This window comes from Aliidiomarina halalkaliphila (assembly GCF_007096385.1).
GTDB lineage: Bacteria > Pseudomonadota > Gammaproteobacteria > Enterobacterales > Alteromonadaceae > Aliidiomarina > Aliidiomarina halalkaliphila.
Window position 1 is genome coordinate 1,307,079 of sequence record NZ_VJWL01000001.1, and the last position, 13,714, is coordinate 1,320,792.

The 13,714-nt window shown below is 50.6% G+C and carries 11 protein-coding genes; 3 read left to right on the plus strand and 8 right to left on the minus strand.

The features are described 5' to 3' along the window. Window positions 1–310 precede the first annotated feature (310 nt). The 8 genes from FM042_RS06025 to ampD form a co-directional block, all read right to left on the minus strand. A complete protein-coding gene (locus FM042_RS06025; protein WP_143235326.1) occupies window positions 311–814 on the minus strand; it encodes a hypothetical protein in 504 nt (167 codons plus the stop codon). 350 nt (window positions 815–1,164) lie between these two features. Next, window positions 1,165–2,055, minus strand: a complete 891-nt coding sequence (locus FM042_RS06030) for a hypothetical protein (protein ID WP_143235328.1) — start codon at window positions 2,053–2,055, stop codon at window positions 1,165–1,167. A gap of 214 nt (window positions 2,056–2,269) precedes the next feature. Continuing rightward, window positions 2,270–3,694 carry a dihydrolipoyl dehydrogenase gene (gene lpdA, locus FM042_RS06035; protein WP_143235330.1) on the minus strand — a complete coding sequence of 475 codons (1,425 nt, stop codon included), beginning with the start codon at window positions 3,692–3,694 and terminating at the stop codon, window positions 2,270–2,272. A gap of 92 nt (window positions 3,695–3,786) precedes the next feature. Beyond that, on the minus strand, window positions 3,787–5,544 hold the full coding sequence (aceF, locus tag FM042_RS06040) for a dihydrolipoyllysine-residue acetyltransferase (protein ID WP_143235332.1): 1,758 nt from the start codon (window positions 5,542–5,544) through the stop codon (window positions 3,787–3,789). 10 nt (window positions 5,545–5,554) lie between these two features. Then, window positions 5,555–8,233 (minus strand): pyruvate dehydrogenase (acetyl-transferring), homodimeric type, encoded by a 2,679-nt coding sequence (gene aceE / locus FM042_RS06045; RefSeq protein ID WP_143235334.1) that lies wholly within the window; start codon window positions 8,231–8,233, stop codon window positions 5,555–5,557. A 26-nt stretch (window positions 8,234–8,259) separates the two neighbouring features. Then, window positions 8,260–9,015: a pyruvate dehydrogenase complex transcriptional repressor PdhR gene (gene pdhR / locus FM042_RS06050; RefSeq protein WP_143235336.1), complete on the minus strand. Its 756-nt coding sequence runs from the start codon at window positions 9,013–9,015 to the stop codon at window positions 8,260–8,262. A gap of 1,068 nt (window positions 9,016–10,083) precedes the next feature. Then, window positions 10,084–10,878 carry a regulatory signaling modulator protein AmpE gene (ampE, locus tag FM042_RS06055; RefSeq protein ID WP_143235338.1) on the minus strand — a complete coding sequence of 265 codons (795 nt, stop codon included), beginning with the start codon at window positions 10,876–10,878 and terminating at the stop codon, window positions 10,084–10,086. A 6-nt stretch (window positions 10,879–10,884) separates the two neighbouring features. Next, window positions 10,885–11,544, minus strand: coding sequence for a 1,6-anhydro-N-acetylmuramyl-L-alanine amidase AmpD (ampD, locus tag FM042_RS06060; protein WP_232366369.1), 660 nt, complete (start codon window positions 11,542–11,544; stop codon window positions 10,885–10,887). Between the two features lie 25 nt (window positions 11,545–11,569). On the opposite strand from ampD, the gene FM042_RS06065 reads away from it, so the two are divergent. The 3 genes from FM042_RS06065 to FM042_RS11990 all read left to right on the plus strand — a co-directional run bounded on the left by FM042_RS06065 (window position 11,570) and on the right by FM042_RS11990 (window position 13,713). Further along, window positions 11,570–12,094, plus strand: a complete 525-nt coding sequence (locus tag FM042_RS06065; RefSeq protein WP_221931499.1) for a retropepsin-like aspartic protease family protein — start codon at window positions 11,570–11,572, stop codon at window positions 12,092–12,094. Window positions 12,095–12,190: 96 nt separating this feature from the next. Next, on the plus strand, window positions 12,191–13,069 hold the full coding sequence (gene nadC / locus FM042_RS06070) for a carboxylating nicotinate-nucleotide diphosphorylase (RefSeq protein WP_185960727.1): 879 nt from the start codon (window positions 12,191–12,193) through the stop codon (window positions 13,067–13,069). 179 nt (window positions 13,070–13,248) lie between these two features. Next, a complete protein-coding gene (locus FM042_RS11990) occupies window positions 13,249–13,713 on the plus strand; it encodes a pilin (protein WP_143235340.1) in 465 nt (154 codons plus the stop codon). The last annotated feature ends 1 nt before the right edge of the window (window position 13,714 follow it).

Sequence of the window (13,714 nt, forward strand, 5' to 3'; positions counted from 1 at the left end):
GTCGTGCCTCTCACCCGTGGCTCACGGCAGGCTCAGGCCAACGCAGTGAGTTGGGGGCCATTGGAGCAGGTCTGGCACGGTAGTGGGATAAGTCACGTGGGGGTGTGCGCGGCATGGATGCCGCGCCCAAGCCTGCACGGATGCATTCACGGCGTCCCCCACGGGGCTTTCCCACTATCGTGCCTCTCACTCCGTGCTCGGGGCAGTCTCGAGCCAACGCGGTGCGTTGGGTACAGGTTCAGAGGCAATAAAAAACCGGAGGCTAAGCTCCGGTTTTTATGCACTTACGTTTGTCGTTAACCTGCAGGTATTAGTTACCTACTGGCATGATGGAGCGACCTGAATCGACCAAATCACCGAAGAACTGCGATGCGCGCTTGCGCTCATCATCCGCTTGCTGACGAGTCATGCAACGGGTCTGGCGCATATTTGAGCCCGTGGTGCGCTCTTGACGGCAAATCACTTGTGTAGACGGATCGCCAATCACAACGGTTTGCAAACGCTGGTGCAAGTTGAACAGACGCTCTTTGTCATATTGGTCAAATTCTTCCAAATCGCTGCGGGTACCAATCAAAGACACCAAGCTTGATTTAATTGACGCAAATTGGCGCTGCTCGCTCTCATCAAGCTCGCGCGGCTCGCCCTCGGCAATAGACATCTCTAAGTTATCTAAAAATTCGAGATAATCAGGAATCGACACGCGCTCTGGCGTAAAGGTCGACTGATTAGACGCTGTGGTATTTGTTGTTGAGTTACAACCTGCGATGAAAATGACCAAACAGGCCATTAAAATTAACTTGCCGGATTTAAACATAATCTACCTACCTTTTATTTTGTCTCGGGCAATGTAACAAGTCGTTAACAAGCCCACAATGGGCAATGACATTTTGTTACAATTAAATAGGGGTTTCCCCTTATTTTTGCGACCAGCGGTCAAATAACCGAGACCAACAAAACCCTTTATTGACAAGGGGTACAGTAGTTCTTCTGATAATTAACGCTGACTCTTTTGGTGAACTAAAAGTACACTTTGATATGTGTATTTATCAGTACTGCAAAGCGGCTCAATATTCCACATGAATCGCACGACAAAAAAAGCCAGCGCTCTAGCATGGGCACTGGCTTTTTGGTTTTTTTATTCGAATTCAACGTTACGAGGAAAGATTAACGGCAGCTCAAGGTGACCGTACAGTTATTTGCATGGTCGCAACTCATTCGCTGAGAACAAACCAAGCCATTTTGTCCTTCAAACCACTCATTCAACCAGTCTGCCAGTGCCTGATTAAACTTAAATCCATTGCTATGAGAAAGATCTGCGTTCGCAAACGAACTGCTGATACTTACGTGTCCGTCAAGCACGGTACATACCTGTCCATCATCCACACACACTTGGTTCCCTCCCCCTGAGGTATTGATCAATACAAATTTAGAGGAAGTTTCTTGCGCATTTGCTAACGCTTCGCGTAACTCTTTCTCGTTCTTACTATCATTCATCAACCGATCATAAATGTTCAGGCCCGAATCCACGATGGGTAATAGGTCGAGAATTTTTTTACCTCTACTCAATGCAGCCGGTGAAACATCGCTCGACGTTGAGCTGTCTTCGAGAGAATCATCTTGCACAGCTGGCGAGTTATCGCCTCCGTGAATCTCAAAACAAGAATCGTCGTCGCAACAAACTTCGAGGGTAGAGTCGCAGTCTCGGTAATAGTAGAACGAATCCGCAAGGTAGGATGCTCGAAATGCCCACAGAATATCTTCTATGGCACCTTCAGGGTTTGACAAGCACGCGTCTCCACAACGGATCTTGAAATCCACATCGGCACTCACAACATTGCCCTGCGAATCTTTAACACGATAAACAGAAACATCGTGCTCAATGTTCGCCGAATCACGAAAATGTAAATTGAAGACATTATATTGATAGTGAGCACATTGACTCAGTGCCTGATTTTGAAAGTTCGAGCATTCATTGGTGTTGGCCAACAAAACCGGGCTGGCAAGGCAGGCCCCAATAATGCAGGCAACAGTAGAAAGAAATCGCAGATATCTCATGATGTTCTCCCTAAGATCGTCCATTTGTCCTTAACATAAAAGCAATATCACGATTCCTTTTATGCGCACCTCAAAAATATATCCCTCCCCCGCGCTATTTCAAGCGTGTTTAACCTTCTTTACAATTCAGATTTTAGGCACGCCAGAGTGGTCGTGCGCACAAAAAAGCCAGCATTCACTGCTGAATGCTGGCTCTTACTTTCTGTTGGTGCCGTTACTTTTTCTTGGCTTTCTTGTTCGGTAAATCGGTAATCGACCCTTCGTAGATCTCAGCCGCTAAACCAACTGACTCATGCAGGGTTGGGTGCGCGTGAATGGTCAACGCGATATCTTCTGCATCGGCGCCCATTTCAATCGCTAAACATACCTCACCGAGCAATTCGCCCGCATGCGAACCGACCATAGCACCACCAATAATCCGATCGTTGTCTTTGTCAAAGATCAGCTTGGTGAAACCATTGGTTGCGCCAGAGGCAATCGCACGACCTGAAGCAGACCAAGGGAAGGTTACTGCTTCGTAGTTCAGTCCCTGCTCTTTCGCTTCTTTCTCGGTCAGACCTGCCCACGCCACTTCTGGATCCGTATACGCAATAGATGGGATCACTTTCGGATCGAAGTAGTGCTTCATACCAGAAATCACTTCAGCAGCCACATGACCTTCATGAACGGCTTTGTGGGCCAGCATCGGTTGCCCAACGATATCGCCAATAGCGAAGATATGCTTCACGTTGGTACGCATTTGCTTGTCGACTTCGATAAAGCCACGGTCGGTTACTTCCACACCGGCTTTTTCTGCGCCAAGCTTTTTACCGTTTGGCGTGCGACCTACCGCAACCAGCACGGCGTCGTATTTCACCGGCTTCTCAGGCGCATTCTTGCCTTCGAAGGTAACGTAAATACCGTCTTTCTTGGCTTCAACGTCGGTTACTTTGGTTTCCAACATGATGTTGTCGAACTTCGACTTCATCTCTTTGGTAAACACTTTAATGATGTCTTTGTCGGCCGCTGGAATGAGCTGGTCCATAAACTCAACCACATCCAGGCTTGAGCCTAAGGCTTTATACACACAGCCCATTTCTAAACCGATAATGCCACCGCCGAGTACCAACATTTTCTTGGGAACAAACGGTAATTCAAGGGCATCGGTTGAATCCCATACGCGCTCGTCATCATGTGGGATAAATGGCAATTCAACGGGCTGAGAACCTGCCGCGATAATCGCGTGCTCAAATTTGATCACGGTGTCTTTATCGCCAGATACTTTCAGCTCGTTAGAGCCCGTGAATTCACCTTTACCAGTCACTACCTGCACTTTACGCATCTTACTCATTTGCGACAAACCGCCGGTAAGTTGGCTGATCACTTTGTTTTTGTGATCACGGACTTTATCCAAATCGATTTTCGCATCGCCAAAACTCACACCCGCGTCGCCGAGGTGCTTGGCGTCTTCAATGTGCTTCGCTAGGTGCAGCAGTGCTTTTGATGGGATACAACCTACGTTTAAGCACACACCACCTAAGGTGCTGTAGCGCTCAACAAGGACGACGTCCAACCCTAAGTCTGCAGCACGGAACGCTGCTGAATAGCCACCAGGACCGGCGCCTAAGACCACGACCTGCGTTTTAATTTCGTTGCTCATGATTACCCCTATCCGTTTTTGCTAGCTGCTGCGCCAGCATGACGAGTCAAATTCGCGCGATATTGTACCGAGATTTCCTCGGTACGTCTTGTCTAGAGAATGATTTTCCGAATATCTGACAATACGCTGCTCAGATACACAGTGAAACGTGCCGCTAAAGCGCCGTCAATGACACGATGGTCGTATGACAGACTTAACGGTAAAGTGAGCCGTGGCTCAAACTCTTTGCCGTTCCACACCGGCTTCATATCACTTTTCGAAACACCCAAAATGGCCACTTCTGGCGCATTCACAATAGGTGTAAACGCCGTGCCGCCAATCCCACCGAGGCTCGAGATTGAGAAACAGCCGCCTTGCATATCTGCCGCTTTCAATTTGCCATCCCGAGCTCTAAGGCTTACATCGGTAAGCTCTCGTGATAATTCGATAATGCCTTTCTTATCCACATCACGAATCACCGGAACCACAAGACCATTCGGTGTATCCACCGCGATACCAATATGCACGTACTTTTTCAGCACGAGTCGCTCGCCGTCTTCGTGAAGTGACGAGTTAAATACTGGAAACTCTTGGAGTGCCTTCGCCACCGCTTTCATGATGAACACTAAAGGTGTGAACTTCACATCGGCTTTACGCTTGGCTAGTTGCTCATTCTCCGCCTTGCGGAAGGCTTCCAATTCCGTGATATCGGCGTCGTCAAATTGCGTCACATGAGGGATAGTCACCCAGTTGCGATGCAAGTTTGGCCCTGAAATACGTTGAATCCGCGTCAGCTCCACTTCTTCAACTTCACCGAACTTACTAAAATCAACTTTCGGCTGAGCAATCACTTGCAAGCCACCAGTGCCACCCGTGTTCGCAGCGGCCGACGCTTTCGGACGCGACAGTTCGTACTTCACGTACTCTTGCACGTCTTCTTTTAGAATCCGGGCTTTCGGGCCAGAGCCTTTGACTTGGCTTAGATCAACACCAAACTCACGGGCCACTCGGCGCACGGCTGGTGAAGCATGCACCAAGCCCTCGGTTTTGCCCTTGCGGCCTAGCGGGTGATCAGGCACCGGGGGATCCCGACGCTCTGAACGGCCTTCGCTCGACTCATCAGATGTCGACTCTGACTTCGATTCCGCTTTCGACTCGGCTTTCGCGTCGTCTTTGCTGGTATCTTTCTCGTCTTCGCTATCGTCGGCATCATCCGCGCCAGCAATCTCCAACTCTAATACTAATGAACCTTCGCTGACTTTATCGCCCACTTTCACTTTCAGCGACTTCACCTTACCCGCTTTCGGACTCGGTACGTCCATCGTGGCTTTGTCCGTTTCTAAGGTAATCAGGCCGTCTTCTTCCGACACCTCATCACCTTCACTGACCAGCACTTCGATCACGTCCACTTCACCAGAATCACCGATATCCGGTACTTTGACTTCAATTACTTCGGTGCTACCCGACGATTTTTTCTTACTCGTCTCAGCTTTAGGTGCCGACTTTTCTTCTTTGTCGTTACCCTGATCACCGCTGTTCTTTGTGTCTTCTTCTTGGTCGCTAGAGTCGTCGCTGGCAGCGTCGTCGGCTTTCGCCTCTGAATCGCTGTCGCTTGCTTCATCACTGTCAGCGTCAGCAGCTTCAATCAACGCCAGCAGATCGCCTTCGCTAATTTTGTCGCCCACCTTCACTTTCAGGCTTTTTACCTTGCCTGCGAATGGCGCAGGGATATCCATAGATGCTTTGTCGCTTTCTACTGTAACTAACGACTCTTCTGCATCAATGCTATCGCCTTCGCTCACCAAGATTTCGATAACTTCAACACCTTCCCCACCTACGTCGGGAACTAAAACTTCTTTTGCATCAGCCATGAGTCGCTCCTTACGCGTAGAGTGGGTTCATTTTGTCGGTATCGATACCGAAATCTTTGATCGCTTTCGCCACCACTTTCTTATCGATATCGCCCGCTTTGGCCAATTCAGCCAAGGCCGCAATCACCACATACTCCGCATTCACTTCAAAGTGACGGCGTAAGTTTTCGCGGCTGTCCGAGCGACCGAAACCATCGGTACCCAGTACACGATATGGCCCTGGCACCCAAGCGCGTACTTGATCTGCGTACAGCTTCATATAATCCGTTGCCGCAATCACCGGGCCTTTGCCCTGCTCAAGCGATTTGGTGATGTAGGCCACTTTCTCTTTCTTGGTTGGGTTGAGCATGTTGTAGCGCTCGACATCCAAGCCATCCCGCGCCAACTCGTTGAATGAGGTTGCGCTAAAGACGGTGGCGTTAATATCAAACTGTTCGGCCAAGATAGAAGCCGCTTTGCGTACTTCATTCAAGATCGTACCTGAGCCCATCAAGCGCACTTCGCCTTTGGCTTTGGTTTTACCGCTCTTGGCTTTTACTTCATCCAGTTTGTACACACCGCGCAAGATACCTTCTTCAATGCCGTCTTGCATCTCTGGCTGCTTGTAGTTCTCGTTCATCACGGTGATGTAATAGAACACGTTCTCTTGCTCAGCGAACATGCGACGCATACCGTCTTGAACGATCACTGCCACTTCATAGCCGTAAGTTGGGTCATAGCTCACACAATTCGGCACAGTACCGAAGTGCAATAAGCTGTGGCCATCTTGGTGTTGTAAACCTTCGCCGTTCAGGGTTGTTCGACCTGCAGTACCACCAATCAAGAAGCCCCGTGCCTGGCTATCGCCGGCGGCCCACACTAAATCACCCACACGTTGGAAACCAAACATCGAGTAATAGATGTACACCGGAATCATCGGCTCATCGTTGGTGGAGTAACTAGTTCCAGCCGCCACCCACGATGCCATGGCGCCAAGTTCGTTAATCCCTTCTTGCAATACCTGACCTTTTTTATCTTCACGATAATAGGCCACTTGGTCTGCATCTTGCGGCGTATATTTTTGCCCTTGCGACGAGTAGATCCCCACCTGACGGAATAAGCCTTCCATACCAAAGGTACGCGCCTCGTCTGGAATAATCGGGACCACGCGTTGGCCAATTTTCTTGTCTTTCAACATGGCGGTAAGCACCCGCACAAAGGCCATGGTGGTAGAGATTTCCCGGTCGCCTGAACCTTTCAGCACAGCTTCGAAAGCCTTGAGGCCTGGTACTTCAAGCTCTTTGTCAGTTTGCGCGCGACGCACTGGCATAAAGCCACCGAGTTTTTCCCGACGCTCGCGCAAATACTTCAGCTCTTCGCTGTCTTCTTCAAACTTGTAGTAAGGAATATCTTCCAAATCACTATCTTTGATGGGAATATTAAAACGATCGCGGAAGTGTTTGATGGCTTCAACATCCATCTTCTTCACTTGGTGGGCAACGTTTTTCCCTTCACCGGCAGCACCCATGCCATAACCTTTCACGGTCTTAGCAAGAATGACCTGCGGACGGCCCTTGGTGTTTACGGCTTTGTGATACGCCGCATACACTTTCACCGGATCGTGACCACCACGGTTTAGACGCCAGATATCTTCGTCGGATAAGTTCGCCACCATGGCTTTGGTTTCTTCAGTTTTACCAAAGAAGTGCTCGCGAGTGTAAGCGCCACCTTTGGCTTTGTAGTTCTGGTACTCACCATCCACGCTATCTTGCATAATTTCTGCAAGCTTGCCTTCGGTATCCCGGTATAGCAACGGATCCCAATAGCGACCCCATATCACTTTGATCACTTCCCAGCCAGCACCACGGAATGTGCCTTCCAGTTCTTGGATGATCTTACCGTTACCGCGCACCGGTCCATCTAAGCGTTGCAGGTTACAATTCACAATAAAGGTCAAGTTATCTAAGCCTTCACGGGTTGCAAGACCGATGGCACCTAAGCTTTCTGGCTCATCCACTTCGCCATCACCGAGGAAGCAGTACACGCGCTGGTTCGAACAGTCTTTAATGCCACGATCCGTGAGGTACTTTAAGAAACGTGCGGTGTAGATCGCCTGAATCGGGCCAAGGCCCATAGATACAGTCGGGAATTGCCAAAAATCAGGCATGAGCTTTGGATGCGGGTAGCTCGATAAGCCATCGCCATCCACTTCCTGACGGAATTTATCCAACTGCTCTTCGGTCATGCGCCCTTCTAGAAAAGCGCGCGCATAAATACCAGGTGATACGTGACCTTGGATAAAGAGGAAATCGCCACCGTCTTCGCCTGGGGCGCGGAAGAAGTGGTTAAAGCCAACATCGTAAATCATCGCAGAAGACGCGAAGCTGGAAATATGCCCGCCAAGCTCGAGATCTTTCTTCGAGGCGCGCAATACCATTGCCAATGCATTCCAGCGAATCGCCGCGCGAATACGAGCTTCTAGGGTATGGTCCCCTGGCATCACTGGCTCTTGGCTCACTGGAATGGTGTTCAGGTACGCCGTGGTCGGCTGATACGGCAGGTACGCACCGCTCCGACGAGCTTTATCAATAAGCTGCTCGAGGATAAAGTGGGCGCGCTCTGGGCCTTCGGCATCAAGAACCGCTTCGAGGGCGTCAAGCCACTCTAACGTTTCTTGCTGATCGATATCGTTACTCTGTAAATCTGCCATAAACTTTCCTTTCTCTCCAAAGGATCTCAGGGTTCATTCCGGCGCAGCGATCGCTGCAAACGGGTGTGTTCCCGGTTAATCTGCAATAAAGTTCGCTCAATATACGCAAGATGCTCATGACAAGCATCGCGTGCCTGCTCTGGCTCTCGTGCGCATATCGCATCAACGATTGCTTTTCGGTGAACATGAAGCTGGTCACGAATATCACTTCGCTCCAACAACACCTCAAGGTTTCGTCGCATATTTTCTTGGAGGAGTCCGCGCATGCCTCGCACTAAATGCAACAACACCACATTGTGGGATGCTTCAGCTATTGTAGTGTAGAACATCATTAAGGCATCGGCTTGCGCCGCTACTTCTGCTTGACGCACCTCTTGAAGGGCGGCAAAGGTGGCCTCAATACGCTGTAGATCGGTATCCGTACCACGCATGGCCGCATAAAATGCAGACACGCCTTCTAGCGCGTGGCGAAACTCCAACAAATCAAACTGTGACTCAGGATGACGGGCAAGTAATTCGAACAGGGGATCGGTTACTTCGGTAGCGAGACCGCCACGAACATAAGTACCGCCCCCTTGCTTGCGGGTCACTAAGCCTTTTGCTTCTAGCTTTTGAATGGCCTCACGAAGGGATGGACGTGACACAGCAAAACGGGCCGCCAGCTCACGCTCCGATGGGAGTCGTTCGCCTGCAGCCCAAGTTCCGTCTACAATCATCGACTCCATTTGAGTGACAATCATATCGGATAATTTGGTGTGTGCTATCCGTTCAATAGTATTCATTCACCTTGGCCATCCGCTGTAAATTGGTCTTACCAATTTACCGTTAATGACCATTATAGACACAACCAACAAAAATAACTAGCCCCAGTGGCCTGACCTCTCCACCCTGTACCCAACGCACCGCTTTGACCGCAGACTCCGATGATGTAGCTAGCCTCGCGACGTGGCGAAGGGGTTAGGCTCCTGAGGGACGCCGTGAATCCGTCCGTGGGGCTTGGGCGCAGACTCCGATAACGTAGCGAGCCTCGCGACGCGGCGAAGGAATACACCTTGTCACGGACGCTGCAAGTCCTTCCATGGACGCTCGGCCTCGGCATCCATGCCTCGGACGCCCTGACAAGGTGTATTCCTCCCCCACATCCAGCACTCCTCCACCGGAATAAAAAAAACACACCGTTACGAAAAATAAATAGAGGTTTTCTGACAAGCCAGCTCACCCAAACCAAAAGCGCAGGCAGAAACTTCGAGAGCAAGGCATAATCAGGCCGATTGAGGGAGCGTACCTTGATGGTATGTGACCGATTGAGCTTTAATTATAACGCAGCTATCGGAGCTTTCTGACAAGCCAGAGCCAGAATCGAGTGAGGGAGCGTACATAAAGTACGTGACCGAGTGAGTGAGGTCGGTAACGCAGCTAGTGGTGATGCCGGACAAGCCACCTCACCCAAACCAGAAGCGCAGGCCGGCGCGCCAATAGCAAGGCACCGGCCGAATCGAGTGAGGGAGCGTACATAAAGTACGTGACCGAGTGAGTGAGGACGGTAACGCAGCTAGTGGTGATGCCGGACAAGCCAGCCCCACCAAACTAGAAGCGCAGGCAGAAACTTCGAGAGCAAGGCATAATCAGGCCGATTGAGGGAGCGTACACGAAGTACGTGACCGATTGAGGCCTGATTATAACGCAGCTATCGGAGCTTTCTGACAAGCCAGCTCCACCAAACTAGAAGCGCAGGCAGAAACCTCTAGGGCAAGGCATAATTGAAGCGATTGAGGGAGCATACCTTGATGGTATGTGACCGATTGAGCTTTAATTATAACGCAGCCATAGAGGCTTTCTGACAAGCCAGCTCAAAGAGCCCAGCCGAAGAGAGTGGCTACTGCTACTACCGCCAACAACAACACCATATTCCGCCGCACCAAATTCACCAACGCATCAGGCTCTGAGGTATGGTCGTCTTCTTCTGCCAATACTTCTTCGGCTCTGCTAGCAAGTTCGCCAAGCGTTCCCGGCGGATTCTGTACGCCTGCTGAGAAGGATTTTAGCCAATGTGGTAGCGCCCGTGAGAAATGGCCAACCAATAAGAATCCAAATCCGGCGGCGCGCAGTGGCAGCCACTCTACCCATGCGAGTAATTTAGGTACGCTATCGGCACGGGCGCGCAGCAAGGTATACGCGAGTGCGCCAGCAGCACCGAAAATGGCAAACCAAAATGCAACCGCAAAGTAGAATCGGAAATTCAGCCATACGAGCTGTTGACCAATGGTCAGCTCGTCGTCGTTCACGTAGCGCAATTCATTGGCAAATTCTTTGCGTGCTTCTTCATCACCACGGTTGGCGGCAAGCAAGAATTGGCGTAAAGCGGTGCGCTGAGCACGGCAGCCGATCGCTAAAGTCAGTACTAACACGTTGATAATCAGCATGGCCAGAATGCTGTTGGAAAGCCACAATAAAAACGCCAGCAAAATAGCCGGTGAAATTAATAAGAGTGGCCCTAATAGATCGTGTTGACGCCATGAGCCAAGTTGCTCATGATCACTTAACCACTGATCCCATCGATTTGCAGTAGGCTCGAGCTGCCATCCTTCCGGTGTAATGCGAAAGCGCTCAAGAATTAGTGCGATTAATAATGACAACACCACCATAGTTGTTTACCCATCCTGTTTGGTCAACGCAGCAACTTGCTGCCGATAGTCATTCCAATTAAACGCTGGTCCGGGGTCGGTTTTTCGTCCGGGTGCGATATCCTCGTGCCCTGTGATATTGGTATTGCTAATTTTAGGGTACTTTTGCTGCAATGCCACAGTTAATTGCGCAAGGGTTCGATACTGTTCATCAGTGTAGGGTGTGTGGTCGGTTCCCTCAAGTTCAACCCCGATGGAAAAATCATTACAACGGTCACGCCCACACCACGAAGACACCCCGGCATGCCACGCCCGCCGATTAAAATCCACGTACTGCTCAAGCTTTCCGTTGCGGCGAATGACCGCATGGGCGGACACTTTTAACCCAGCGATTTCTTGAAAGTACGGATGTACACTCGGATCCAGTGTGCCCATAAACAAATCAGTGATATAAGGCCCGCCAAACTCGCCAGGCGGCAACGAAATACTGTGCACCACTAGCAAGGAGATATCGGCCTCGTCGGGCCGCTCGTCGGCATGCGGCGACGGGAAATAGGTTGCTTGCGTGCAGCGGTGCTGGTCAATCGTCAGTGTTTCCACGCGTACTCCCACGGATTCAGTTGCGTTATAAAAATGAACGAAATCAACATTCATAGAGTAATTGAGGTATGATGCAATTTGTACCACAGATGTTCCCTCGGAGGATATGCAGATGAGCTCCGACAACCCAAATCAAGATCAACCGCGCATGCTCGGCCGTGGCTTTGCCATCCTTGCATGGGTGAGTGTGTTTGCCGTGTTTTATCTGTTTTTCAATCACTACCTTGAACGCCAAAACAATCCGAATCAGGAAGTTGCGAGCTGGACGGAAGGCAATACGGCGGTGGTTGAGCTGCAACAAAACCGCGCGGGGCATTATCTGCTTAACGGAACGATTAACGGACGCGACGTATCATTCCTGCTAGATACTGGCGCAACCCAAGTGGCAATTCCGGGGCGTTTAGCCGACGAGCTTGGAGTCAGCCGAGGTAATCGCGTACAGGTTCGCACCGCGAGCGGCATTGCCACTGCCTATCAAACCCGTATTGACGACCTCACCTTTGGTGACATTCGCTTACGTAATGTCTCCGCCACTATTGTTCCCGATTACGATAGCTCACATATTCTGCTGGGCATGAGTGCCCTACGCGCGTTAGAATTCACCCAACGCGACGGCGTCCTCACAATTCGTCAGTGACGCGTTACCACCAGCGCACGCGCGTGTTCTAAACCTAAATGCATATGAGAGTTGCACATGACAGACCTCGGCATGAGTATTCGCCCAACCTTTTCCATGACTGACGCCCTAGTTGCCGCTATTCCAGCTCAAGTGACCTTTGCTTTGGCGGAAGATTTAGGCACAGACCCAGCAGCGGGAGCAGATCCGGATCAGGACATCACGGCCGCGTTAATTCCAGAGTCACAACAAGCGCATGCTACCTTGATTACACGGGAAGATGGGGTGTTTTGTGGTCGCGCCTGGCTCGATGAGGTATTCCAACAACTTGGTGGCACTGTGATAATTCAGTGGCAGGTTGCCGATGGCGATGTGATTACCGCCAACCAAGCCTTATGTACGTTGCAAGGGCCAGCGCGCGCTATTTTGACCGGGGAGCGCACCGCCATGAATTTTCTGCAAACCCTGTCTGCTACCAGTACCTATGTTGCCCAAGCGGTTACGCAATTACAGGGCTCCAATACCCGCTTGCTCGACACGCGCAAAACCATTCCCGGTCTGCGCCTCGCGCAAAAGTATGCAGTTCATTGTGGTGGCGGCTTTAATCACCGCATTGGCTTGTTTGATGCCTATTTGATCAAAGAAAATCATATTGCAGCTTGCGGTGGTATCCAACAAGCGGTGACAGCAGCGCGTATGTCGCACCCGGATCGTCCAGTGGAAGTGGAAACCGAAAGCCTCGCTGAACTCGAACAAGCGCTCGCTGCCGGTGCCGATATCATCATGTTGGATAACTTCACTATGGATATGATTACGCAAGCAGTAGCATTAACCGCAGGGCGGGCCAAATTGGAAGTTTCCGGTAATGTAACACCCGAGCAGTTAGCCGATTATGCCCGTACCGGTGTTGATTTTATCTCGTCAGGCGCACTGACCAAACACATTCAGGCTCTCGATTTATCTCTGCGTGTCACCACCTCTGCAGCAGTGAAATAACGCCTCATAGGTGTCTTACATCACCGCCATTGCCACGAAATCAATTCGTTGGCAATGGCTGATTTAACCCCCTTCCGCTGTTCTATTTGCACTTAATCCGCTACATATTGAGTACCACCACGCAGGTCATGACCATACACCACGTGGGTCTTTAAACTGATTGCCATGGAGGGCAGCTTATGCGTCAATCCGAGCGCAGTGCGGCAGGATTCAATCTTGTCGAACTTATGATTGTAGTAGCCATTATTGGCATTCTCAGCTCTTTTGCAATTCCCGCCTACACTGATTACAGCCAACGAGCACGCGCTGGCACCCTCATGTTGAGTTTGCAGCCGTGGCAAACGGCGATTAATCTCTGTTGGCAAATGGAAGGCTCATTAACGCCTTGCTCTACCTTTGGTCAACGGGGAATTCCCGCGGCAACAGCCCCCCTGCCTCAAGGGGTGGTCAGTTTGCAGGCAGGTAATGCGCCTGGTTCCATTCGCGCCACCTTTGAAGTACGCGACCGCACTGGCGAACCGCTTACGGTTGAGTTACAACCAGCCGCTAGTGCGACCCAGTTGCAGTGGGTAGTACGGTGCTCTGATTTTATTAGTGAATACGATTCACAGATGCGCATTCCTCACTGTGTGGGGGCGAGCTAGT